Source organism: Spirosoma daeguense, assembly GCF_054776875.1.
This window is the reverse complement of sequence record NZ_BAAHBF010000004.1, coordinates 773,092-798,782: the sequence shown is the minus strand read 5'-3', so window position 1 is coordinate 798,782 and position 25,691 is coordinate 773,092. Positions and strand designations below refer to the sequence as shown.

Annotated in this window: 18 protein-coding genes; 5 read left to right on the top strand and 13 right to left on the bottom strand. The window is 46.9% G+C overall.

The window, feature by feature from the left end:
- Positions 1-20: 20 nt before the first annotated feature.
- The 3 genes from ACYVD4_RS16030 (at position 21) to ACYVD4_RS16020 (ending at position 2,793) form a co-directional block, all read left to right on the top strand.
- Positions 21-1,082, top strand: a complete 1,062-nt coding sequence (locus ACYVD4_RS16030; protein ID WP_460947391.1) for an acyltransferase family protein — start codon at positions 21-23, stop codon at positions 1,080-1,082.
- Complete coding sequence (locus ACYVD4_RS16025) at positions 1,060-1,959, top strand: LytTR family transcriptional regulator DNA-binding domain-containing protein (protein ID WP_460947389.1); 900 nt, start codon at positions 1,060-1,062, stop codon at positions 1,957-1,959. The genes ACYVD4_RS16030 and ACYVD4_RS16025 overlap by 23 nt, the downstream gene beginning before the upstream one ends.
- Positions 1,960-2,076: 117 nt before the next feature.
- Positions 2,077-2,793 carry a hypothetical protein gene (locus ACYVD4_RS16020; protein ID WP_460947387.1) on the top strand — a complete coding sequence of 239 codons (717 nt, stop codon included), beginning with the start codon at positions 2,077-2,079 and terminating at the stop codon, positions 2,791-2,793.
- Positions 2,794-3,269: 476 nt separating this feature from the next.
- Here ACYVD4_RS16020 and treY read toward each other — a convergent pair whose 3' ends face one another.
- From treY to ACYVD4_RS15985, 7 genes are all read right to left on the bottom strand, one after another.
- Entirely contained in the window at positions 3,270-5,999 is a 2,730-nt protein-coding gene (gene treY / locus ACYVD4_RS16015; RefSeq protein ID WP_460947385.1) for a malto-oligosyltrehalose synthase, read from the bottom strand.
- Positions 6,000-6,123: 124 nt separating this feature from the next.
- The gene (treZ, locus tag ACYVD4_RS16010) at positions 6,124-7,983 is read right to left on the bottom strand and encodes a malto-oligosyltrehalose trehalohydrolase (protein WP_460947384.1); all 1,860 of its coding nucleotides are present in this window, start codon (positions 7,981-7,983) and stop codon (positions 6,124-6,126) included.
- A gap of 332 nt (positions 7,984-8,315) precedes the next feature.
- The gene (locus ACYVD4_RS16005) at positions 8,316-10,286 is read right to left on the bottom strand and encodes a sensor histidine kinase (RefSeq protein WP_460947382.1); all 1,971 of its coding nucleotides are present in this window, start codon (positions 10,284-10,286) and stop codon (positions 8,316-8,318) included.
- 130 nt (positions 10,287-10,416) lie between these two features.
- Positions 10,417-12,780, bottom strand: coding sequence for an alpha-amylase family protein (locus ACYVD4_RS16000; protein ID WP_460947380.1), 2,364 nt, complete (start codon positions 12,778-12,780; stop codon positions 10,417-10,419).
- An 83-nt stretch (positions 12,781-12,863) separates the two neighbouring features.
- Entirely contained in the window at positions 12,864-14,390 is a 1,527-nt protein-coding gene (locus tag ACYVD4_RS15995) for a hypothetical protein (protein WP_460947378.1), read from the bottom strand.
- Between the two features lie 287 nt (positions 14,391-14,677).
- Positions 14,678-16,108 carry a Gfo/Idh/MocA family protein gene (locus ACYVD4_RS15990; RefSeq protein WP_460947376.1) on the bottom strand — a complete coding sequence of 477 codons (1,431 nt, stop codon included), beginning with the start codon at positions 16,106-16,108 and terminating at the stop codon, positions 14,678-14,680.
- Between the two features lie 104 nt (positions 16,109-16,212).
- A complete protein-coding gene (locus ACYVD4_RS15985; protein WP_460947374.1) occupies positions 16,213-16,509 on the bottom strand; it encodes an SCP2 sterol-binding domain-containing protein in 297 nt (98 codons plus the stop codon).
- A gap of 115 nt (positions 16,510-16,624) precedes the next feature.
- Between ACYVD4_RS15985 and ACYVD4_RS15980 the strand changes: the two genes are divergently transcribed.
- Positions 16,625-17,071, top strand: coding sequence for a hypothetical protein (locus ACYVD4_RS15980; protein ID WP_460947372.1), 447 nt, complete (start codon positions 16,625-16,627; stop codon positions 17,069-17,071).
- A 142-nt stretch (positions 17,072-17,213) separates the two neighbouring features.
- Here the strand turns inward: ACYVD4_RS15980 and ACYVD4_RS15975 are convergent, their stop codons facing one another.
- On the bottom strand, positions 17,214-18,734 hold the full coding sequence (locus tag ACYVD4_RS15975; RefSeq protein ID WP_460947370.1) for a TolB family protein: 1,521 nt from the start codon (positions 18,732-18,734) through the stop codon (positions 17,214-17,216).
- A gap of 290 nt (positions 18,735-19,024) precedes the next feature.
- Between ACYVD4_RS15975 and ACYVD4_RS15970 the strand changes: the two genes are divergently transcribed.
- Positions 19,025-19,480 (top strand): DUF2147 domain-containing protein, encoded by a 456-nt coding sequence (locus ACYVD4_RS15970; protein WP_460947368.1) that lies wholly within the window; start codon positions 19,025-19,027, stop codon positions 19,478-19,480.
- 9 nt (positions 19,481-19,489) lie between these two features.
- On the opposite strand, the gene ACYVD4_RS15965 is transcribed toward ACYVD4_RS15970, so the two are convergent.
- The 5 genes from ACYVD4_RS15965 to uxuA form a co-directional block, all read right to left on the bottom strand.
- Complete coding sequence (locus ACYVD4_RS15965; RefSeq protein WP_460947366.1) at positions 19,490-20,731, bottom strand: alkaline phosphatase family protein; 1,242 nt, start codon at positions 20,729-20,731, stop codon at positions 19,490-19,492.
- Between the two features lie 99 nt (positions 20,732-20,830).
- Complete coding sequence (locus tag ACYVD4_RS15960; protein WP_460947364.1) at positions 20,831-21,622, bottom strand: SDR family NAD(P)-dependent oxidoreductase; 792 nt, start codon at positions 21,620-21,622, stop codon at positions 20,831-20,833.
- Positions 21,622-23,733, bottom strand: coding sequence for an alpha-glucuronidase family glycosyl hydrolase (locus tag ACYVD4_RS15955; protein ID WP_460947362.1), 2,112 nt, complete (start codon positions 23,731-23,733; stop codon positions 21,622-21,624). Before ACYVD4_RS15955 ends, ACYVD4_RS15960 begins: the two co-directional genes overlap by 1 nt.
- A gap of 105 nt (positions 23,734-23,838) precedes the next feature.
- Complete coding sequence (locus tag ACYVD4_RS15950; RefSeq protein WP_460947360.1) at positions 23,839-24,189, bottom strand: carboxymuconolactone decarboxylase family protein; 351 nt, start codon at positions 24,187-24,189, stop codon at positions 23,839-23,841.
- 182 nt (positions 24,190-24,371) lie between these two features.
- The gene (uxuA, locus tag ACYVD4_RS15945; protein ID WP_460947358.1) at positions 24,372-25,571 is read right to left on the bottom strand and encodes a mannonate dehydratase; all 1,200 of its coding nucleotides are present in this window, start codon (positions 25,569-25,571) and stop codon (positions 24,372-24,374) included.
- Between the last annotated feature and the right edge of the window lie 120 nt (positions 25,572-25,691).

Genomic DNA, 25,691 nt, shown 5'->3' with positions numbered 1-25,691 from the left:
GGTATCTTCATCTATTGATCATGAAAACGCGTAAGGCTAATCTCGACCTTCTTAGAGCTATCGCTATATTAATTGTTATTATATATCACCTAAGCCAATATTTACCAACACTACCTACTCCAGTTTATAAAGTATTTTCACTAGGCAACTACGGAGTTGATATTTTTTTCGTTTTAAGTGGTTGGTTGATTGGAGGTATTTTTTTTCGTGATTATGTCGAACACGGTAATGTAAATCTTTTTGATTTCTGGGGGAGAAGATGGCTGCGGACGATACCTCCTTATTTAATTGCTTTATTTATTAGCTGGTTATCTGTATATATAGTAAGAGGCCAGAAGTTCGATTATTCGTTTCTTTTATTTTTACAAAATTACCAGCCAATGCCGCCTTATTTTATGGTTAGCTGGTCTTTATGCGTTGAAGAACACTTCTATTTGATTTTACCTTTACTATTGTATATAGGATTGCGATTCGATATTGTTATTCCTATTTGCGTAGCGACTATTTTATATAGTTTCAGCATGAGATTATTTATGCATGCTGCTAATTACCCTGACTTTGGCTATTGGTTAACCGCTACTCATTTACGGCTAGATGGCCTAACAACGGGCGTACTCTGTGCGTATATATACGTCGTGAAAACTGACTTATGGAAACGCTTTAGTTTATTGATAAAATTAGTAGGTATATCTATGGGTGGAACAGCCATTTACTGGTTTATAACCAATAACGCATTGCTGTATAGCTTTGGAATACTTTTTCTGTCGTTATTTTTTGCTGGTATATTATGTTTTTGTATTGATGCATCGGATTGGGTGTTATCAAAAAATCGGGTTGTTTCAATAGTTGCTTTATCGTCCTATTCACTTTATTTGACCCATGCTTTGGCAATCCATACGGCCGAAGCAATTGTTCCAGACAGAGGAATAATTTTCATCTTATTGGCATTATTTCTTATCTTTTCTTCGGGTTATGCTTTTTACTATTTTATTGAGCGCTTATCAATAAAAAGTAGAGATAAAATAATGCCTCAGAAAGCCAGATTAATTAGCGTAGTGAGTGAGCCGCAAATCCGTACATAGCAACATTGGTCTAACCCGTTGGCAGAGCATATTGCTTCGCTCAATAGTGATTCCGCTGGCTGCACTGGTTGCTTCACACCTTGTTTTTAGTCAGATCTTGCCTGGCCAGCCGGGATATCAATTCCCATGGCTCTACTTCCTGACGGTAGCTACGGTGATGTTTTCCTGTTGGGAAGTGAACCTGTTTATTTTTCGATGGCTTGATGAGCGACTGCCGTTCTGGCAAAATCCTGGCCAACGGCTGGTGTATCAGCTTCTGTTGGGTGGGAGTGCTACGTTGTTGACTTTTGCACTTGTGTTTCCGTTGGCACAACAGGCATATGGACATCAGTGGCCCGCCTTTCCGATGCTGGCAAAAGGAATTATTGTCTGCGTTACGTTAGCTACGCTTGTCAATGGTGGCTATGTAGGGTTTTATCTGTTAAGAGCTTTTTGGTCTGAACGTCAGAAGAATACGTATCACACCAATAACGACGCTACGTCGGAAACAATGTCCAGAACATCTTCAGGCTCTTCGCTTGTAATCGTAGAGGTGAGTAATGGGCAGCTACGATTGCCTGTAGAGCAGGTCGCTTACTTTTATTCAACAGGTGGATTGGTATTGATGATCAAAACTGACGGCCAACAGATCGCAACAAACTATTCGTCATTTGCCCAATTTACACCTGATTTAGATAAGCATCAGTTCTTTCAACTGAGCCGCCAGTTTGTTGTCAGTACATGTTCAGTACGCGCTGTTCGGGACGATGTTAACCGCAAACTTATCGTTACGCTGGTTCCGGCTATACACCGGCAGCATACGTATCATGAAGTTGTTGTAAGTCGGTATCGGAGTGTCGATTTTCGTAAATGGCTGGATGCTTCTAGTTCTCAATGACCATTCATCTTCGTTTCTGATACCATTCGTTTTCGAACTAATGATTGCTCATTTTAAGCTGAAAATAGCTGCTTTCCTTTGTGGTGGCAAAGCACTTTCCTGCCCGAAAACGAACAGATGTATCCCAACTTATCGCACTTATACGAAACAACCCCGCTGTGGTTAGATAGCTTTTTCGTGGTTACAACCGTATTGACACTTTATCTGCTATACGTAGCGGTTTTGCCGATTTCGGTACGAATAGCTCGTGGTTTATTGATAATAAGCATCGGCTGGCTGCTGTTGCTTGCATGGCTGGCCTATCAACAGTTCTTTTTTCAATTTTCGGGGCTTCCTCCCCGTTTTATGTTGACGCTTGGCCCTCCACTTCTATTGATCTTTAGCCTGTTTGTTATAAGAAAAAGTAGTACCCTAATTCAAGAATTGCCGCTGCCCAGACTGACGTTTTTGCACGTAGTACGTGTGCCAGTTGAGCTAACGCTTTATGGATTATACGTTTATCGTCAAATTCCTGAATTGATGACCTTTGCCGGGCGAAACGTTGATATATTGGCCGGGTTAACGGCACCACTCGTAGCCTGGCTGGTTTTTCGGCAAAAGACGGTTTCACTACGTTGGCTATTCGTCTGGAACGTAGTATCGCTACTGTTGCTACTCAATATTGTGATTCATGCGATATTGTCGGCACCGCTACCGTTCCAACAACTTGCATTCGACCAACCGAATATTGGCGTGCTGAAAGCGCCTTATGTCTGGCTACCCGGTTTTATTGTACCGGTTGTATTGTTTAGCCATGTCGTTTCGCTGGTTCAACTGTCAAAAAAAACTACATGAGAATAAACTTATCTTACGATGAATGGTACGTTTTGGGGTCGAGAAAATAGGGTTATGGGTTACACCTTTACCGCAAACAGCTTGTCAGAACAGTATCAGTAAACTTGTAGCTGGCTTTTAAAAAGATAAGTTCAGGGTATCTAAATAGCCGGTAACTTGAAACCATAATCTGCTATTTTTTACTTAAATCGGATATATGCATAAACGGAAAGTGATCTGTTACTTTTTGTCGTTTATTACAAATCCTCGCCAAGTTGATAGGTTTCCTGGAGTCTTGATCTAAAATAACTCCCTTAGAATTTACAAAACATTCGAAGGAAGTTCCTGAAACCTCAGCTTTTGTTCTTGTGGTTGATTGCATGATACACAGACAAGAAAACTCAATGCTAAAACCGTTGTTTTAAAGGGCTTATAAGTATAAAGTCAGAAATCTCCTCTCTGACTGCTGATTTGGTCAAAAACGTTTACACTATGAATTAATCCAGTGTTAACAAAGCAACAGGTAGACTTCGCAATAGCGATTGTACCGAAAGCTGATAATTACCTTTACCAGATGAACCATCGAGCCTACTATGCCAATTGGTTGGTGCATCGGCAGGCAAAATAACTGACGTATCAGCCCAATCGATTGATAGAAGATCGGTGTTTTGCTGCCGACAAAGCTGAGCCGGATAGAGTGGCACGACTACTACGTACCAAGCTTGGTTTAGCTGACGAGCAAACGCCATTATGTGTTCACGATACGTACCTTTCACAGCTAGTGGTACGTAATTCCCGTTTAAAAATAAGGCTGCATTTTGTTGACGTTCCTGCAACAGAATGTGGGTTAACCAGAGCTTGATACGTCCATCAAAACGACCTTCCCAGAGCCTATCACAGATGGCCTTGCTGGACGTAGCAGGAGCAGATTGATTTGAGCTTAGTTCAGATAACCACTGTTGCCGCATCATGAAATCGACCGGGCGTCGATTGTCGGGGTCTACCAAACTTAAGTCCCAGCCTTCGCCACCCTGATACACATCAGGCACACCCGGACAGGTGAATTTGAGCATAACCTGCGCGAGCGAATTAACTACTCCGAAGTTAGCTATCTGCGCATGAAATGGCTGAAACCGTCTCCAGAAATCGCCCTGTTTATTCAGAATACTGTTAGTGAAATTCAGAATTCCTGTATGATACGTATCGTCAACGACCCAGCCGGTTGTGTGTCGTTTGGCTTCCTGTAATGCTTTTTCGAGATAAAGGTGAAAACGTTCTGGAAAGTCGTCTTCGTCTTGTTGGGGCATTGGATACGTAGCCAGCAGGTTCTGGAAAATAAAATACGTATCGTTGGCATCGGGCGCATCGTTGCTACGTAGCGGCTCAACTAACTGCATCCATTGCTTCACTTCGGCCAGCCATTCGTTGGGTAGGCTGGTTAATACGTTGAGCCGGGCGCGGGCATCTTCGCCCCGTTTGGTATCGTGTGTGGCGGTGGTATTGAGCGTATAAGGCCAATGCTGCTGCTGATAATGCATGGCCTGATGAAACGCATCGACCGACATTCCAAACTGCTCGGGAGAATCGCCGACTTCATTGTGTCCGATAAAACAATTATACGTGTATAACAACGTATCTTCAACGCCCTTCGCCATGAGCGGGCTACAAAACTGCATCAGCCGCTGGTAGAAACGAACAGCCCGATTGCGGTAATCGCTATCGGCAACGGGTGGCTTTAAAAGTAGAGCTTCGTCCAGTATGTTAACGGCAGTGGTAAGCTCAGGCCGGTGTTGGCGAATGGTTTTTAGCAACGAACGTAGCATGGTGGCTTCCTCATCGGGCAATGGAAATGCGTTGCCGTAATACCGATAAACGGGACAGGCAACTAATAACTCGCCAATAGCCAGCTTCAGCTCACCTTTAGTCAGTTCTGGTAAATTATCGCCTTCGACAAGATTCTGCGACAGGAAATAATGATACAGATTGTCTAATTCGCCACCCATATATTGGGCCAGAAAATACGCCTTACGGTCGCGAATACGGTCAGGTAGCGACGTATCGGAGCCGAGCAATTCGTGGTAATACGTTCGGAAGTGAGTTTCACTACGTCCATCAGTCAGCAGGTTGTTGACCATCGCCAGGAAATCATAACCCGATGTGCCTTGCACGGGCCAGTTTGTCGGTAGCTTTTCGTTGGCCTGTAAAATTTTTTCGACTACTACGTATCGTTCGTCGCCCACTACCTGACGTAGCCAGCCGAGGTATTGGGCCGGATCGAACAAACCATCGACATGGTCGATACGTACGCCCTGAAAAACGCCTTCGTCAAGCAACGTTTTGATTAAACTGTGAAACTCCTGAAAAACAGTTTCTTCGCGCATATTCAGGCAGATAAGCCCGTTGACGGTAAAAAACCGCCGATAATTCATGCGCTGGCGGGTTTCGGGTTCCGGGCAGAGATGGTAATGCTGTTCGTCGGCCAGTTGACGTAGTAAATCTGGATTTTCGTTGATGGTTTTCAAGCAATTGGCTACGTATGCGCTGGTTTGTGGCGTTTCCATCAGTGACGCCAGTTGCAGCAGCAACTCTTCCCAGGCGGGGGTAAAAGCTGTAGGGTCGCCCTGATGCCGAAGCTGGTCAATTTCAACGAGCAGTTGCCGGATAGCGTCGTTAGGTTGCTGTGAAGTCGACTGCAAAACGATACTATAACTTTCGGGCTTTAGTGGTAATACGTCACCACTTACTTTCCAGACAAAGCGAGATTCTTCATACGCTAATGTCAACTTGCCTTGAGCAATTGTTTCGTCCAGAGATTCGGGCAAAAACGGAGCCTGAATCCGACCGTGAAAGAACGTACTACTCAACGAAGTCTCAAAAAAATTGGCGTAGCGCGAACGAGTTCCCTTTTCTAGCATGTCCATTAGTCGCTCATTATTAGGATGATAGGCCATGTGGTTCGGAACAATATCCTGTATCCAGCCCATCCCATGCGCTTTTAAACGCTGACTAATAGCTCGTAACTGCTCGAGTGTGCCAATTTCCGGGTTGATACGTGTTGGATCGACGCCGTCGTAACCGTGCGAGCTTTCCGGAGAAGCCACAAAAATGGGAGAAGCATAAACGGTTGTTATGCCTAAACGCTGGAAATAAGGTAAAAGTGATTCAAAATCAGAAAAGGTAAAGTCTTTATTAAATTGAAGGCGATACGTAGCAATTGGATTATACATAATGAGTGCTTAATCAGCATTGAGTTTCATAAAGTAAAGCCCTCCCAAATTCAGGGGAGCCATTCTATGAAGCGGCATCAGCACTACGTTGTTTAATAGATAGCTCAATTTGTTTGCCGACGGGCTATTTATGCGTATAAATCAGTATAGATTCGGGCTGAACCAATACAGTATCACAACCGAAAAGACTATCGGGCGCGGCTTGCGGTCCCTGCCATTGCGGATCGGCTGAATCCAGTAGTTTCTGCCACGACCGGTCGCAGACTGGCAACACAAATGATTGAATTGCCTTCGAAAAATTGAGTAGGCAAACAACCGTTTCACTACCTGACGTTGGCACCCAATCGACCTGTTTGTGCTGGCGTAGTAGCATGATTGTTTGCTTTGTTTCGTCGACCACAACAGCTACCGATTCCCGGTCGGGGTGGCGTAGCGACGACTGCTTACGTAGCGCCAGCAGGTTCTGGTAATAGCGGAATAAGGTGCTGTGTGGCTCCTGAGTACGGCGGCTCCAGTTGAGTTTCGATTTCTCAAACGTTTGTTCATCCTGCGCGTCGGGTGCTTCGGCCAGTCCCTGAAAGGCTGCAAATTCCCGTTTTCTTCCCTGCCGAACCGCTTCAATAAGAGCCGGGTCGGAGTGGCTCACGAAATACATAAACGGATTGAGTTCGCCCCATTCTTCGCCCATAAACAACATGGGTAAATACGGGCTACTCATAACGGCTCCCGCCATTAGTTTCTGCATCGATAGGCTGACGAGCTGACTCGGCCGCTCGCCCAGCATTCGGTTGCCAATATGATCGTGATTCTGCGAGAAAACTACAAACTGCCGGCCTGCGTGCCCGGCGGTCGATTTTCCGACAATACGTGCCCGACGCGGCATATACGTACCATCGTAAACATAGGCGTCTTTATACGATTTGGCCAGATGTTGAACGCCGTTATAATCAGCGTAATAGCCGTTACGTTCGCCGGTTGCCGTTACCCGTAACGCATGGTGAAACTCGTCGTTCCACTGCGCATCCATGCCATAGCCTTGCTGCGCCAGCGCCTGAATAAACCGCGTTTCGTTCTGATCTGACTCAACAATCAGGTAATGTGACCGACCCGACTGACGAACCAGCTCATCGACATACTCCTTCATTTCACGTAATAAATGCACCTCACGGGCGTCGTGAATGGCATGGGCTGCGTCGATACGTAGTGCGTCGATATGAAAATCACGAAACCACATGAGTACGTTTTCTACGAAATAACGCCTTACACTATCACTGTAATCATCATCGAAATTCAGCGCGTTGCCCCAGGGTGTCTGATATCGGTTGGTGAAATAAGGTCCATAATCAGAAAAGTAATTGCCTTCGGGCCCCATGTGATTATACACTACGTCGAGCACGACCGCCAATCCTTTCCGGTGACAGGCATCGACCAACTGTTGCAGCGCAATGGCTCCGCCATATGAATGCTGCACCGCATACGGGCAAACGCCATCGTAACCCCAGTTGCGTGTACCCGGAAACTGCGCTACGGGCATGATTTCTATAGCATTGATACCCAGCTCAACAAAGTAATCCAGTCGGCTTTCGATCCCGGCAAATGTACCTTCGGGCGTAAAGGTGCCGGTATGGAGTTCGTATAATAAATAATCATCGAGCGGAAGGTTTTTCCAATCGACATCGGTCCATGCAAATTTCGACGTATCGACAGCTTGTGATGGGCCATGAACACCCTGCGGTTGCGATAAGGATGCTGGGTCGGGCCGTTCGGTAGTGTCGTTTAGAATAAACGAATACGTATCACCGGGCTGGAGAAGCTGGGTTGTTGTTTGCCAGTACGTTCCGTCTGACTGAAGGCGAATGGTTTCCTGTTGTTTATGAAGCTGAATGCAGACCGATTGAGAAAAAGGAGCCCAGACACGAACGCAAGTACCTTCGGGAGAGAACGTAACGCCGAGTGTTCGATGGCTAACTAAGGTTGGATACATGGGTTGTGGCTGATGGTTTCTTAGCTAATTATCTAGAAAACAAGTCATCAGTCAGTTGTGTTACAGAAACCCGTAAAGTGTTACGTTATTGCGGTCAAAATCAGGCGCGTAGCAGTCTTTCTGAGTTTGGATTTATTGGTATTGCTTACCACCCCCTGCCCCCTCCTAAAACAGGAGGGGTTCGTGTAAAGGGCCACTTCTGCACCTTCCCCTCCTGTTTTAGGAGGGGGCAGGGGGTGGTAAATAGCCGAAGCTAGATTTTCCTCCACTCTGAAATTTCAAAAAAATTACTCTCTAAGGCGAAGCGGCTTGATAATCAGAGATGATACCCGTCAAACATTCACTTCTACGGTAGTGCCATCGTCGGCAAAAACCCGGAACGTACCGCCTAGCTCCTGAGCCCGGATTTGCATGTTCTGGAGGCCATAATGTGATTCAGAGGTTTCGCTGGGCCAGATAAATCCGCGTCCGTTGTCGTGAATACGTAACTGAATGTTCTGGTTGCCCTGCACGTGCAATTGTACGGTTGCCTGCGTGGCTCCTGCGTGTTTCACTACGTTATTAAGGGCTTCCTGTACAATTCGAAAGAGATTGAGTACTTGCGATGATGTGAGTCGTTTGGTGGGTGATCCCGTTACCTGAACATCGACCGATAAACCATCAGTTTCGTGAACGTAGCGGTTAATGTATTGATTGAGTCGTTCGCCAAATTCTTCTACCGTAAAACTTTCCTGATGAATAGCCCAGATGGTTTCGCGAAGGAGTTTAACGGCTTCGCGGGTGTGGAGCACAATGGTACGTAGCTGGGCAGCCCAGGTTTTGCCATCGTTAACGGGTTGCTTTTCAGCCTTGTCGCTGATATGTGTGAGATTAGTGACGACAAACGCTAAATGTGCGCCAACGTTATCGTGTAAGTCGCGGGCAATACGTTCTTTTTCAATTAGCAGATTATTCTTCAGAGCAAGAGTCTGTACTTCGGCTTCATAAGCACGTTGCTGCTGAACGGTATGTTCTTTGATGAGTTTTTCGGTCTGGTCACGATCCATTTTATACCGATATGCCAGCCCAATTGTGAGTACTAGCACCTCGAAAAGTGCCGCTACAGCGTAGTAAACAAAATTCGCGACGGGTTCGTAGGTCGGAAGCAGGCCAAAATTGGCGAATACCTGACCCAGATTGAGCGTATAATATGGCAGTACGGCAATCAGATAAAGCCAGCCTTCACTAACATGATACCGTCGAACAATACTGACAACGATATAAGCCACAATGACCGGCATCGGGAGCCAGTAAACCACCGAAAAAATACGAACAACGATCTGTTCAAGAAGCGGTGTATATGAGGTAAATAGCTCAACTGTTAGCGCCAAAAGGCCAATTATACCCGACCATAAAACAACCGTACCGATGGTGTGCAGCCGATGAGATGGTGTTTTTTGTAAGGGTAAAAACGTACGAACAAAGGTGAGTTGTGAATAAAACAGAATGAGCGGAAACAGAAAATAAACATTCTGTCGGGGCAACAGAAACTGCTCATCAAAAGCAAACTGGTTCAGAAATCCATCGTTAATGACAAAAAACCCAACCAGTCCGAGCAAACAGAAAATATAGCGGGAATAAATAGCCGCGAACGTAGTGAGAAAAAAAATGAGGCTCATAAGTGCCACAAACGTGAGCGTAAAAAGCACTCCTCCCCAGAACAGATAACCTTTCTGGACTTCGGTTTCATAGGCCGATTCGGGCAAAAGATTGATTGGAATCAGTTGCGTGCCTCGTTGTTTGAAGATCCGTAAATAAACCGTTACGTACTGATTAGCTGGTATTGATACCGGAAACCAGTAGTGTCGATGGTGCCTGATACGTTGGGTGGCGGGCGTTTTCCAGCCGATAACCGGCGACGTTGTCATAACCTGTTGCCGCTCATCGACCACAAAAAGCTGAAGTTCATCGAAGCTCCAGAAGTCGATTTCGGTGAGCCAGTTTTTGGGTTGATTGGTCGGATTTTGCAGCCGGAAACGTAACCAGATCGGTCGGGCCGCTTTAACACCGGAGATATACCCAAAATTCGGAACTGGCGAATCAACAGGGCGGAAAGCTGCATCAATTGCCTGACTACTTATGACGGCCAGATTTCCTGTTTGCAGCGAGTCGAGAAAGTAAGATAAATGGCCCCGTAACGACAGTGGCTGATTATCGGCTGGAAGAACCAGCACGGGCTGATGTGCTACTGGTTGTGCCGATAGGCGACCGGCGATTAAATAAACGCACAGTAGCCAAACGAACCGATATTGAGAATACCCCATTCGTGTCTGTGAATAGTACGAATGTAAGCATTTTTATGGATTACCGGAGTGGTATTACGCTGTGGAACTACTGGAAACCCGCATTGATAAAGGTCGTTACTGCGAGTCTCCAGCTTTTACAAACTTATTTTTATTGTTCGAGATGCACTTTAGCACCTGTCTCTAAAATCAGCTTTTTACCCGAGTCGAAATTAAGCTTCAACGCATGACCTTCATACGTAGCTGGAACCGTTACGATATGTTTAATCTGAATACTATCGCTACTGGTTGGCAGGCGGTTGCAGGACCAGGTCGTATTATTATTCCATAACCCATCACGCACGGTATACATTGCCGGACAGGGCAGAGGAGCGCCTTGTACCCAGATACCAAAACTGTGGGCCGGTACAGTAACCCGGAGCATTCCGATGTCCGATACAATCGGGGTAGTGGAAGACGTTGTGCCAGCCACCTGACTGAACATCGTTCCCGATACTATACCGTTACGCTGAATAACGGGTACCTCAACATCTACCGGCTGATCACCATAATTAATGACATTCAGGACTTCTTTCCCGCCCGTACTGCCAGTGGCATTGTTTTGATAAATAAGGGTTCTTTTATAACAACCTGTAAAATAATTGAGCGCAGGGCCACCAAATTTATTGAGGTAATCTACTCCCGACGAGCCGCTGACGTATGTTTTTAGAATATGGAGTAACTGATCGATTTCGGTTTTTAAACCACCCTGCGGCCAGTTAGGAAAATAATTGTATGCCTGCGGCACACAGGCCGATCCGTTCCAGGTTGTTACTGTTGCCGGATACCCATAATAGTCGGGCCAGAACACCGTTGGTACACCCAGATGATTGTTGGTGAGCAGGTAGGCATAGCTGTTGATGGCATCGGCTCGATCATGTATTAGCGCATCACCATAGGTCGGGGTTGAGCTGCGAAAGTCATGATTATTCAACATCGTTACTACGTTGTTGGTATTGAAGCTACTGCCATCGTGGAGGCTGCCAGTGAAGATACTACGTACATCCCACGAATTTGGATCATTACAATCGGCTGAGGTACTGACGCCATTGCCACCGTCACTCGCTTTTTTCAATTGATCACGCAGATTAAAGTCAAAGACTTTTGGGTTAAGATAACCCGCTCCGCAGGCGTTCAACTTACTGTAAACCTGACTGAGCCAGCTTCCCTGCGGGCCAGGGTCCTGACCATACCATTCGCCTACAATCAGACTGGGAGATTTACCCGCTACGTGCATGGCACAAAGCAAATCTCCGACGAACGAGGCTGGAAAATGTTTAATAGCGTCCATACGTAGACCTCGGATACCTACCTGATCCCAACTCCAGATAGTCCAATCGATTAGTTTTTGTTTGGTATCGGGATTCTGATGGTCATAATCGTAGAAGTAATCCATGCTTTGCTGACTCCAGGCAGGGCCCAGACACGTAGCATTCACGTCTGATGCCGGATCGCCCGACCAGTTGGGTCGAAAGTTGGCGCCATTCATGCAGGGGCCCCCGCCCGGTAAACCACAAAAGTTAGTAAACGTCTGTACCCGAAGCTTATAATTAGGGCTAAAAATATTGCTGGCATCAGCTACGTCGCGCGGAGAGCCGTTTCCTGTAGAGCCCAATGGGTCATACCAGATTTTCCAGGGACGATGGTTGGAGTATGCGCTAATATCGCCTGGATTGATGTTAATCATTTGGATAAACAACGTATCTGATGGGTTGAAATCTGACGGATTAAGTGAAATTTGAAACTCGTCTGTATCACCATTAGTATCGATATTGACCTGATAGTTTGTTCCCAATTGAATTGGGTAAGCGGCCCCCTGTTCAGGAGCTATTGTAGTTGTTGGGTTAACGGGTGCCCAGCGTGATCCACCAATCTTGCTCGTTGTTACGTAGAGCATATACTGACTGCCTGAATACGTATTGGTTCGGGAGCTTATGTTGAGGTAGTAATTCCCGGTGCCATTTCCCGACGTACCACCCACGGGTAAGATAAAGCGATAACGGTCAGAAGGCATGGCGTATTGATAGCAATTTTGATTGCTTGTGTTACCCCCATGATTCATGATATAGTCTAACACTGGGTCGTTAATTTCAGGCGTGCCCCCATCGCGGTGGTTGTAAATCATATCGCCTACTACCTGAATTCCTTCGCCACTGAAAGCCGATACCATATTCAGAATCTGCTGTTTGGTGCCCAGGGCCGTAAGTGTGCTGTTGGTGCCAATGTAAAGGTCTTTCGGGTCATAGCCACCACTATTCGGTCCATTACCCTGGAATGGAGGAGACCAGATATGAGTAAAGCCTGCTGTAGCCAGTGAAGCTGCTTTAGCCGCCATTGTGTCGGCCCATGCGGCTCCGCACTGTGCTTTGGGAATGTCGTAATAAAACCCTTGCATCATTACTTGCTGCGCATGGGCAGAACTGATGACGCTGATAAGGCCGACTACCATTATAAGAACTCTGTTAAGAATTTTCATAGGTTTGTGCTTTATCAGTCATGTCTGGCTGATAAATTTGAGAATAGATGTATTGTGTTGATTATCAGGCTATACTGAAGTATTTATTTTAGAATAATTCGCTCGCTGAGCTGCACAGCCCCCTCATGTACGGTTAAAATATACCCACCTAAAGTATTGGCTGTTTTAGGAATAATCTGATAGATGTTACTTGATTCGGACTGAATATCAAACGGAACAGATTGCCCATTCATACTGGTTAACCTAAGATTGTCAGGACGTAGGTTTTTCAATTGGATACGAATTGGCTGCTTGTCGGTAGGATTACCCAGAATTTCCAAAACAGGTTGTGTTTCGGCATATACTACAGCAATCATTTTAGAATAAGCCGTGCTGCCATCTATATCAACCTGACGTAGTCGATAGTAATTAGCTCCATCAAGGGGCGATTTATCAACGAAAACGTACTGCTGCCGCGATGAGGTTGTTCCCCGCCCAGTTTCCTGCCCAATGGCTTCAAAGGACGTAGCATCGCCACTACGTTCAATAATAAAGTGGCTGTTTTTCTGCTCGGCGGTGGTTTCCCAAGATAGATTGATAAGGCCGTTGCCCACTTTGCCAATAAACGAGACCAGACGAACCGGCAATGAGTTTGGAACAATCTGCCAGCATTGATAATCGACTTCGTAGCGGGCGCGACCATGGAAACCCGGTCCCATTGTTACGCGAGCGTCGGCATTACCGAATGCACGATTTAAGTCAAGAGCAGCCGTGGCCGTAAAGTCGATAGTGAACGTACCACCTGTCTGGCTAATGCTGCCAACTGGCACCGCCACTGTTTGCTGAAGCGAAGTACCAATAGACGCTACGTTGCTTCCTGCCGATGGATAATACCACGACTGGTTAGGTTGCTGCAGGGCCCAATCGTATTGATTGCCTCCGCCTGCATCAAAAACAACCAGATTTTGGTTGATTGTCTGATTCCCTGTTGAACCAATACCGCCATATTTGCTTGAAGACCAATTTAATTGGTAATTAGCCGTAATGTTGAAACTGGATTGAGCGCCTGAATTACCGCCAATAACCAAAAAACGTAATTGATTTGCTCCGACCCCCGATCCATCGCAAATGGAACCGTCATCAATGATAATTCGGGCTGCTACGGGTAGGCAGACAGTGCCATTGGTCGCTCCATTAGCAACACCTGATTCTGGGTTGGGATTTGCCCATTCGGTTAGGGTTATGCGCCGGGTTGCGGTTGAAGACTGAGGCCAGTTAGTTCCAGCTCCCGTTCCGCCACAACCGGGATTTTGTGCTACGGTCAGACCACTGAAGTTACTACCGTTTTCGCCAATATTACCAAAAATCTGTTTCTGGATTATGGGACAGCCTGCTAGAGTAGTTGTTGGTAAATCGGGAGGGCAGAGTATGTTTAAGCCAAAAGAACTATTACCGTTACCACAGCTTCCTGGCCCTGATTTACAACCTGTTCGTTGAGGGCCAGTTGTGTAGGTGCTTGAGCTAATGGCCTGCCACACGTAACCCGGTGCAGGTGTTGAGGAGGGCTGCGCTACCGCCAGCAGCGCTATTGTACTTATAAGCAGTATGGTGATAACGTAGCGTTTTATCATAATTGTATTCTCAATTTCTATAAATAAATGAGCCTTGAAAATACATAAATATATTATTTTTAGAATATATACTATAAATAATAATACTATATGGTTTTATATGTTTATTAAATTGGTTATTTATAATTTATAAAAAGTGAATTTAAAATAATTATGGTTTATGCGTTTAGCTTACTTATATACGTGATATAGTGGCAGCTAGTTAATAGAGGCAAGGAATTAATGGTGGCCAATACTTTATTCTGGATTAATTTAATCCAGAATAAAGTATTGGCTTCTCGCTGATTTTATAACCTATACCCGCCATTATACTGGCGTTTAACAAATTGATTGGCGTAATCGTAGTTGGTTATTTTCATATTGGGGCCGTCCCAAAACAACTTTTTGCGACCTGGAAACTTGCCATTTTCGCGAGCCAGATAAGAACGTGTTGCCAAATTGCCCATCAATACCGTTTCGGTTAGCGGCCCAGACTGATCGAATGATGAAGATGTGTAAGCACCAAAACCTTGCTTACAAGCTTTGACCCATTGTTGTTGGTGGCCTTCGGTTTTACCTTCGACCAGCGGACGTTCGGGAGTTGGTAACGTTTTGTCGGCTGCTTTTCCGAGTAACTTCGGATTATTGCCAAAAAGACCACCGGTCAGCATGCCTTTGGTGCCGATGAACAGAATGCCGCCATCAATATCACGGAATACATCGTTGTAGTCGACACCGTCGGGTAGTTGTGGCCGAATACCCCCATCGAACCATGAGAACTTTATTTCTTTTACCTTTTTATCATCAGAAGGAAATGTCAAGTGAATAGCCGATGAAGGCGGACAAACGTCGTCGTAAAATGCTTCCTGAAAGAAATCGGAGTACACCGAACCAACGCTACACTCCACCGATGTTGGATATTTTAGATTCAGCGCCCGAAATGGTACGTCCATAAAATGACAACCCATGTCGCCGAGTGCACCTGTGCCAAAATCCCAATAGCCGCGCCAGCGCGTGGGCATATAAGCTGCGTGATAATCACGAGTTGGAGCCGTACCGAGCCAGAGTGGCCAGTTTACTTCAGCCGGAATCGGTTGCGACTCGCCTTTGTCTTTGGGTGATTTAACGCCTTGTGGCCAAACCGGACGGTTTGTCCAGCAATAAACGGTATGAACATGGCCAATCAGTTTCTTTTGGATAGCCGTCTCGATGATCCGTGTAGCATCGCCCGAACTCCCCTGATTGCCCATCTGAGTCACTACTTTATATTTCTGAGCCGCTTCTGTCAGCATCCGGGCTTCGTAGATGTCGTGCGTAAGTGGTTTCTCTACGTATACGTGTTTGCCCATCTGCATAGCCGCCATTGCAATAGGAGCGTGCATGTGATCGGGTGTGCTGATAATAACGGCATCAAAGGTTTTACCGGCTTTGTCGAACATCTCCCGGTAATCCTGAAAATAAGGAGCGTTAGAGAATTGACCCCGGAATTTTTTGGCCTGACGGTCGTCTACATCGCAGAGCGCGACAATGTTGTCGGAACCACTATTGAACGATAAACGGATATTTACGTCAGCTTTTCCGCCACAGCCAACAGCCCCAATATTAAGCTTGTCCGATGGTGCAATGATACGTGTACCATCAGATGATTTACCACCCAGTATGTGGCGCGGAACAATAAAGAAACCAGCGGCCGTCAGTGCGCTACTTTCCAGAAATTTACGACGAGAGGGTTTAGACATAATTAAAGAGCGAAAGAATGAATGAGCGAAAGTGTGAATAAGTATACGGACTCACTCTTTTTACTTATTCACACTTTCGCTCATTCATTCTTTCGCTCTTTGGTTTAACCCATCACTTGACCCATTTTCATAGCAATGCCCATGTCGCCTTTGATTTTGAGTTTGCCGGTCATTACGGCCATCATCGGATTCAGATCGCCGGTGCCGAGACGAACGAGGTTATCGACACTGATTTGCAGGTCGCAGTCGGCCGGTTTGTCTTCGTTAGATACCGTAGCGGGCGATTGCTTCCCATCGATAAAAATAACGCCCTGATCGGTTACGAGTTTAACGGTAGCGTTTATACTGTCGGCGTTCGTAACTTTGTTACGAACTTGCTCGGTCAATTCCTGAAGAGTCATCGATTATTGGATTTCGTTGTTGAATAAGGAAACTCAGCCGCGAAATTAAAGTTTCTACGTAACGCGGACATTCTGTCCGCCAAATTCTCTTGCGGACAGAATGTCCGCGTTACCTATGCGCTCACAATTTCTAACCGTACTCTGCATTCTCACCTTTTTAAGTTGCGCCGTTGGCTTATTCGATGCATCGGTTTCGTTTTTTCAATCAGATGCCGTGTCCGAAACGCAACGTATCGAACATAAGGGCGCTAAGAAGGAAAAAGAACCTACACAATATTACGAAGATCGCTCGTCGGGCGATGTTCCTGTAGATAGCGATCCCGAACTGGTAAAATCGCAGGCTATTGCCCAGTTTGTGTACTCATTACTGACATTGGCCGGGGCCATTCTGATGTTTCGGTTGCAACGAGTCGGCTTCTGGGTATACGTAGCAGGGGTTGCCGTAGGGCTGGTTCTCCCCATATTACTGGCAGGTTTTGGTGCGCTTGTTACGTCGTTTGGGGTGTTTTTTAGTATGCTGTTCGCTGGTTTGTACTGGACAACGCTGAAAGAAATGCATTGATGCAATCGCGGACGAGCATAAAGGGGAATTGGGGGTAAAATTCTTCTGATGCGATCTAATCTTGTAGGAGCTTTGATTTTACCACCCCTAGCCCCTCCTAAAACAGGAGGGGCTAGGGGTGGTAAAGCTACTTAGAACTGCCTTACTTTTCGCTAATCTCGGCTGGAGTGAGTACGCTGGCGTCGGTGTTGCTCACGAAAGCTACGCGTTTGCTATCGGGCGACCACGATGGCGTATTGATCGTTCCCTGACCGCCGTAGATGTAGGCAATCACTTTTGGTTTGCCCCCGGTGATGGGCATTAGGCGCAGGTAAACGTGCTTGTAGGGCGGATGGTCGCCGGATTTAACTTCATCTTTCAGAAAAGACAGAAAAACGATCCATTTGCCATCGGGCGAAATGTGCGCGAACCAATCGTTGAACTCGCCATCGGTAACGGCTTCCTGCTGACTACCATCGGGTTGCATACGCCAGATTTGCATAGTGCCCGTCCGGTTAGAATTGAAATAAATATACTTTCCATCGGGCGTATATTCAGGGCCATCGTCCAGGCCCGCTGCATCGGTAAGCCGGACTTCCGGACCACCCTCTGCCGGGACTTTATAGACATCGTATTCGTTGTTACGTGCTCCACAAAAGACTAGACTCTTTCCGTCGGGCGACCAGCCGTGCAGGTACGAAGGACCTTTTGGGGTAATTTGTTTGGGTGTTCCGCCCTCAATCGGTACGGTATAAATGATGGAGCCCCCCAATTCTTTTACGCCACTGCTAAGTCCTAACTGCTTGCCATCGAGCGAGATAACGTGGTCGTTGTTATTGTTTTTAACGTCGCCCGTATTTACGATACGTACCTGCCGAGTGTTCAGATCGAACGCCTGAATCAGCCCTCGCCCGTTATAAAGCAGGAATTTATTATCGTTCGTCCAATTGGGAGCCTGAATGGAATATGACTCGGTGTGAATCACGTTACGTTTTCCGGTCGATACGTCCAGCAACTCCAGACGACTTCCTAAATTCATGCGATTGGGGCTTTCGGTTGAGCTCACCGGTACGCTAATACGCACATCTTCAAAACGAGCTTTTGGCGTTGCGTTACTGGTCTGCACAAACAGGCCTATGTATACTTCGTCGCCTAAATTTACTTCTGTTACGTCGTGCGTCTGAAACGGTTCGCCAAAACGGGCCACGCGGGTGGTATACGTGTTGCCACGTCGTTCGAGTTGAATAATATCGGCCTTCTGAGCGGCTATCTTCGTTTCTTCGAGATTGCCTCCATTGGTTCGGCGAAGCTGCATTGAAGTCGTACCATTTTCCTGCGTAACAGCACTCACCTGAGCTGCGTTGGCCGAGAGGCTGCTACGTGCCATCCATCCGGTTTGACTTCCTTTGCCCATTAGCTCACCGCGTCCGTACAGAATGAAATCGCCCTTGATACGTTTCCAGAGCAGATGAAGCGCATCGTCTTTATTCTCCGTATTAGCCTTCGAACTGCTTAGTTCATAAACCTGTGTGGCTTTATTGTACGTAATTACGCCGGGACGTACCAGCGAACCAATACTAGTTTGTCCGTCGAAAACGCCCAGCGATGGTTGTTGAGCACGTAGCACAGGCGTATCTAACAGGAAAAGGCAAACGGTTGTTATGAACTTCAAATGTTTTATCATGTAACAGGAAGAGGTTGGTAGACGTAGTGCTGTGGTGCGCTTTTATAAAAAGGGTTATTTTCGATGGGTTTACTTTTTAGAGTGCTATTTTTTAAAAGAATTTACTTATTTCTGGTACTGATATTGCTTTTAGTACTGACGTAATTATTTGTTTATGCAAGCTTTGAATTCGGTTAAACGAACGGGCCTGATGGCTGTCTAATGCCTGCAATCGTTAAGAGATTTTCAGAGGAAATCGACAAATCGCCCTGTAATTCGTTATATAATCAAACGATTGACTCAACTGCCGTATGAATTCATTTCGACTTGGCGCTTTATTGCTTGTTCTGTGCATGACATTGCCTGCGCTGGCGCCGAAAAACGACGATCCCGATGCTGTATTGGGCCGATGGCTCAGTTCCAAAAAGAGAAATCAGGTTCAGATTTATAAACAGGGCGACAAGTATTTCGGGAAACTGGTCTGGATGCTCGAACCCACCGACCCGGCTACAAAAAAGCTAAAAGTCGACAGTGAAAACCCGGACCAGAACTTACGAAGTCGGCCACTGATGCAGATGGTGCTGGTGTCGAATCTAAAGTATAAAGGAAATAATGTATGGGGCGATGGCGAAGTCTATAACCCCGAAGACGGAAAAACGTATGGTTGCGAATTAAGCCTTAAAAATCCAAACGAACTGGATATGCGCGGCTATGTGATGGGCGTTACCATGTTCGGAAAAACTAAAACCTGGACACGGGTTAAGTAACGTAGTGGATTACTCTACAACCCATTGATTAACAGTGTTGTAAGGTGCTTCGAGTACAATTTTGTAAAATTTGGATGGCCAGGCCGATACGTCGAACGTAGCGGCCTGATTTTTTACCGGTGCTTTAGTGATTTGGGTATACGTATCGGGTTTTCCTTCTTCAAACGAATTCGTCGGTGAAAGCCAGATCGTTACGTTGCCTTCGGGTTTTCCTGCTTTCCACGTTACCGTAATTTTGCTACGTTGCTTTTTTACGGCAGGTTCGGTAATCGATACGTTGCCTGTTAGTGGAATACCGTCAAGTTCGAAAGCCTGTTTCTGCGGAATTTTGATACTTAGATGACGCGCCAGTGTCGGCATAATATCAACAATGGTGGGCGTATGCTGTTTAAACTGAGCATTCAGGCTGCTTGCATTGGTCACAATCCATGTCAAGCGTTCCCGGTCTGACTGACCACCGTGATTTTTGCCCGTATCGGCGGTGCGGCCGTGATCGGTGGTGATGAATAGTTGCCAGTCTTCGTTGAACATTTTTTGCCGATACTGAATCGCCTGCCACAGACGCCCCATCTGCTCATCCATGATTTGCACGGCCTTGTAAAACTGCTCGCTGTCACCGTATTTATGGCCCATATCGTCGGTATATTCCAGATACACCCACGACAAATCCGGGCTTTGTTCCCGAATATATCGGTCAGCTTCATTCCCGACTTTTTCGTCGATTTTATGAATGTAATTGGCTTCTTTGTCGTGCGGATAGTTTACCGTATCCAGCTCAAAACCGTCGAACGAATAATCAAGCTTGAGCTGGTTGGTTTGCGGTAATCCTTCGCCAATGAGCTTGGTTCGGTTATCGAGCCAGGTTGAGAAAACGGCAGTTTTTTTCGCTGGATATTGTTCTTCGAAGAAGCGAAAAATGGTCCAGTAATGATAATTAGGCGCTTTTATGGTATTATCCCAGACATTGTGTTTGTTGACCCACGTACCTGTAAGCAGACTATTATAACCTACTGCCGAGATAGTTGGCGTTTGTGAATAGGAGCTTTTCTTTCCACCTACATAAGCACGCGCAAATCCCCCCACTTTCGCAATGGCATCCAGATTCGGCGTTGGTACTTTCTCGATCACATCCGCCGGAATACCATCGACAATAACGAACAACGCTTTTTTAGTGGGCGTCTGGGCATAACTCAAGGATATCTGAACAAGCCCAAGGCCAGCAAATAGAAATATACGTAGCGTCTGCTTCATAAAATTTGCGCTAAACTAAGTCAAACGATACGTAGTGATAAACTACGTATCGTCATTCCAACCATAGAGCGGAATCTCAAGCTTAAATAGCAACGTTTTCTAAAACCCAATTGAGTTGCCGCCATCGACAGGTAAGGATACACCTGTTACGTAGCGGGCGGCTTCGGAGGCTAAGAAAACGGCGGCCCAGCCAATGTCGGATGGTTTTCCGAAAGCGCCCATCGGTGTCCGGCGCATGGCACGTGCAAAGCGATCAGGGTCGCCACCCATTGCCGTTTTACTCATTGCCGTTTCAATGAACCCCGGCGCTATTGCATTCACCCGAACGCCATTACCCGAAAACTCAGACGCCAGCACTTTCACCATTCCTTCGACCGCCGATTTCGAAGCCGCATACGCAATTACGCGATCAAGGCCGTAATAGGCCGCCATCGAAGAAATCATGATGATAGACCCGCTTTTACGCTCCATCATGCGTTTGGCACAGGCACGTGTCAGGCTAAATACCGAGTTAAGATTGGTATGCACAATCCGGTCGAAATCTTCGTCTGTTACGTCGAGAGCGGGTTTTTTCATATTGATACCCGCATTATTGACCAGAATGTCGATTGGGCCTTGTGTGGTTTCGATACGTTCGACAAGCTCGTCCAGCGATTCCCGTGCGGTTACGTCGTTGACCTGATAAGATGCCTGTTCGCCCAACGTAGCAACGGCTTCCTGGAGCGGCTGCTCCCGCCGACCGGTAATCACCACCCGCCCACCGGCCTGTACAATGCAACGGGCAATATCGAAACCGATGCCACTGCCGCCACCAGTAATCAGGGCTAGTTTGCCTTCGAGAGAAAATACGGTTAAATTTTGTTGGATTGAATTCACGGTTGGTTGTTCCATTATCGCATTTGGTAAATATTCACGAGATTTTTAACGTCATCGAGCGTTCGCTCGGGTTTTTTGAACGGTGCCGGAATCGGCTGACGCGCATATTCTTGCAGGTAAAGTACCCAGGCATCGCGCCACCAGATTGCTTCCTTATGTTGGGTTGACAAACGCCCTGCTACGTCGGCAAAAAGTTCAGGATCGATATTGGGTTTTACCTGTGCCCATTGCTGCTGCATCCAACGTACTGAATCGGCTCCGGTGTAAAACTGAACACAAAGTTCGTCCCAAAGCGAACGTCCGGTGTTCAATTTTTTCGTCCACGCTACGTGGTGAAACCAGAGTAAATAGGGCAGAGGACAGGTTTCGGCGTTATTCCATTGTTGCTGTACTTCAGGACGATACTGTGCCAGCGCGTTGCTGCCTGTTGCCGTCCGGTCGAAACCTAATCCTACCGAATCGGCGCGATGATAATAAATCGCTGTCCAGTCGGGGCGGGAGCTTCGGTTTTGCCAGGGTTCGGGAGCAAAGTGTACGCCTGTCCACGGACGAGATAAGCCCATCGGCGTATTATACTGCACATAAATATCCCGCGATTTTAACAGCAGATTGGTAATAGTCTGCACCGCTTTAGGCTCGGTGGTTAATGTCATGTTTATCCATTCGCGGGCTATAGCTTCGGAAGAAAGAGTGTGATCCCAGGCGAGCCGACCGAAGGCATACCAGTTGGCCTGCGCTAGCGGATTCCCGGTCCAGTTTCGGTCAGAACCCGTATTCGCTACACCCGACATTGCCGTTACGTTGTAGCCGTGCAAACTGCCATCGACCACCTTTGCAACGGTCGAACCTTTGCCGTTTACATACGTATCGCTGTCCAGACATTCCTTAAATAAAGGTGCTTCAAAAACCGTGTGCGTAGCGAAACCCAGATACTCCTGCGTGATCTGAAATTCTACCGATAGCGGAGTTTTGGGCATATTACCGAACAGGGGCGAAAATGGCTCACGTGGTTGAAAATCAATTGGCCCGTTCTTGACCTGAATGATGACTTTCTTATCAAATTTTCCATCCAGCCCAGCAAATTCTTCATGAGCAGCTTTGAAACGGTCGGCCTTCGGATCTGCTTTGTAGACAAATGCCCTCCACATCACTACGCCATCGTAAGGAGCCAGGGCTTCGGCCAGCATATTGGCTCCATCGGCATGTGTACGGCCATAATCCTGCGGACCGGGTTCACCTTCTGAGTTCGCTTTTACCAGAAATCCGCCAAAATCGGGAATGGATTTGTAAATCTCTTTGGTCTTATAGGCCCACCATTTCTTTACGTCGGGGTCGAGCGGGTCGGCTGTTTTTAAGCCACCGATGGTTTTAGGGGCCGGGAAGTAAATGGACAAATAAAGCCGGATGCCGTATTGGCGGAACACATTGGCCAGCGCGGCCACTTTTTCGATGTATTCGGGCGTCAGAAAGCGGGCCGTGGCGTTAACGTTGTTTACTACGGTGCCATTGATACCGAGCGATGCATTGGCGCGTGCATAATCGCGATAGCGCGTAGAGACAGTAGCCGGTAGCTCATACCATTTCCAAAGCGATTCACCTGCGTAGCCACGTTCGATGGTGCCGTTGGCGTTATCCCAGTGGTTGAGCATCCGATACCGGACTTTCGGATTGCTGGTGAGCGAAATACGCTGAATAGACTGGCCCGTTTGGATATGACGTAGTAGCGCAAAAGCACCGTAAAGAACACCTTTGTCAGTTTTCGCCGAAATCTGAATGTTTCCCTGTTGAGAGATTCGATATCCTTCGTCGTTGAGTTGGCTGGCATTAGCGCCGGGTGCATTGCTGATTGTGAGCACAATGCCGCCCGTACGATTCCCGCCATTCTGAATGATCGGAACGCTTTTGCCAAGTAGTCCCTGCAACCCCATCTGCAATTCGTTCGCAGCCGTTTGCAGAATTGGGCTGTTTCCCGAAAACGTAATAAACTGCGCTGATTGGGCATACGTATTCCGTTTGGCCGCATCTCGAATTTGGTCGTATTTGAGCCATAACCGATAGCCATCGTCGGCATTGCTACGTCCGGCAAAAACCAGAAAGAGGGCCAGCCAGACAATCGTTCGTTTCATAGGTTGGTAATAAGATATAGGCGACATACCTATAAAAGCCATTTGCTACAGTGGCTATACTTGAAATCTGACTGGTTGAGAAATAGTCAGATATAAATGATTCAATTATTTTTCGGACGTAGCATCATCGAAAAGGCGCATTGCCATCAAGCCATTTCCAACCGCGCCACCGGCCCGGATTGCTGCGGCAATGAAAACAGTTTCGGCAATTTCTTCGCGCGTTGCGCCCGCCTGAACGGCATTCTGAATATGTGATTCAATGCAATACGAACATTGGGTTGTGAGCGCTACGGCCACCGACATCAGTTCCCGATATTTGATTGGAATGACACCATCTTTACGTTCGGCTGTATGCTTAAGGTTCATGAAAGCCGCCGATTCTTTGGGTGCCGACTTTAGTAGCATGTCGACATAGGCGCGGTCTTTGGGTGTCTGATATTCGGAAGTCGGTTTCATGAAATGTATGGCTATAAACTAATTAGATCGTTTTATGGAACTGTCTCAAAATCCCCTGAAGGGGACTTCTTTCGTACTTAGAAAAAGTCCCCTTCAAGGGATTTAGGGGTTTTCAAAGGCTTATGAATAACGCTACGTTCCGAAATGGAAGTACGTTCATCGCGAAGCAGATACGTCAAGAATTAATCCAGCGAACGTAGTATGCCGAGTTCAAGCCCACGTAGTTCGGCCAAACCGCGTAAACGACCGATGGCCGAATAGCCCGGATACGTCTTCTTGTGTAAATCGTCGAGCATCTGGTGGCCGTGGTCGGGTCGCATCGGAATCGACGTAACACCAATGCCAGCGCTGGCGCGTCGTTTCTGCTCCAGCACAATGGCTTTTATCACCGCGTACATATCGACATCGCCCTCAAGATGGTCGGCCTCATGAAAGTTATGACGACCGGCTATTACGTTGTCCGTTTCGCGTTTGGTAGTGCGCAAGTGAATGAAGTGAATACGTTCGCCAAATCGCTTGATCATACCGGGCAGATCATTGTCGGCGCGGATACCTAGTGAGCCGGTGCAGAACGTAATACCATTGGCTGTTACGTTGCTGGCGTCCATCAATTGGGCAAGATCGGATTCGGTGCTTACGACACGGGGAAGTCCCAGCAGCGGGTATGGAGGGTCGTCGGGATGGATGCACAGATTGACGCCAACTTCCTGCGCTACCGGAGCCACTTCCTGAATAAATGCGTACAGATTGTTCCGAAGTTCCTGATCGCCGATAGTGGCGTATTCGTTCAATAAACCCTGAAACGTATCAAGCGAAAACGCTTCTTCCGAACCCGGCAAACCAAGCAGAACCGTGTTTTGAAGTTGGGCAATTTGTTCTGCCGATAGTTGCCCAAGTTTTTGATGGGCTGCGTCGATAAGTTCGGATGGATAATCGGCTTCGGCGTTGGGGCGTTTCAGAATGAACAGGTCGAAAAGCACGAAATCTTCCCACACAAACCGGAGTGCTCGCGAACCATCGGGCATTTCATAGCTCAGGTTCGTGCGCGACCAGTCGAGAACGGGCATGAAATTGTAACAAATAGTACGGATGCCACAAGCGGCCAGATTTCGAAGCGATTGTTTATAATTCTCGATGTAACGAGCCCGGTTCGGACGCGCTTTTTTAATGTCTTCATGTACCAGCAAGCTTTCGACAACCGCCCAATGTAAAGAGGAATACCGGTGGTTGTCAGCTTCGACCAGTTGTATTCGTTGATTAATTTCGTCGATGCTCCAAACATCGCCGACCGGAATCTGGTGCAGGGCCGTAACAACGCCCGAGCAACCTGCCTGCCGAATGTCCATCAGCGAAACCGGGTCGTTCGGCCCGAACCAACGCATGGTTTGTAACATATTAATGAAAAATGAATAATGTAGAATGGATAATGCAGAATGGGTAATGTCAAATGAATAGCTGTTTTCTTAGCACTCATTATGCATTATCCATTCTGCATTATTCAT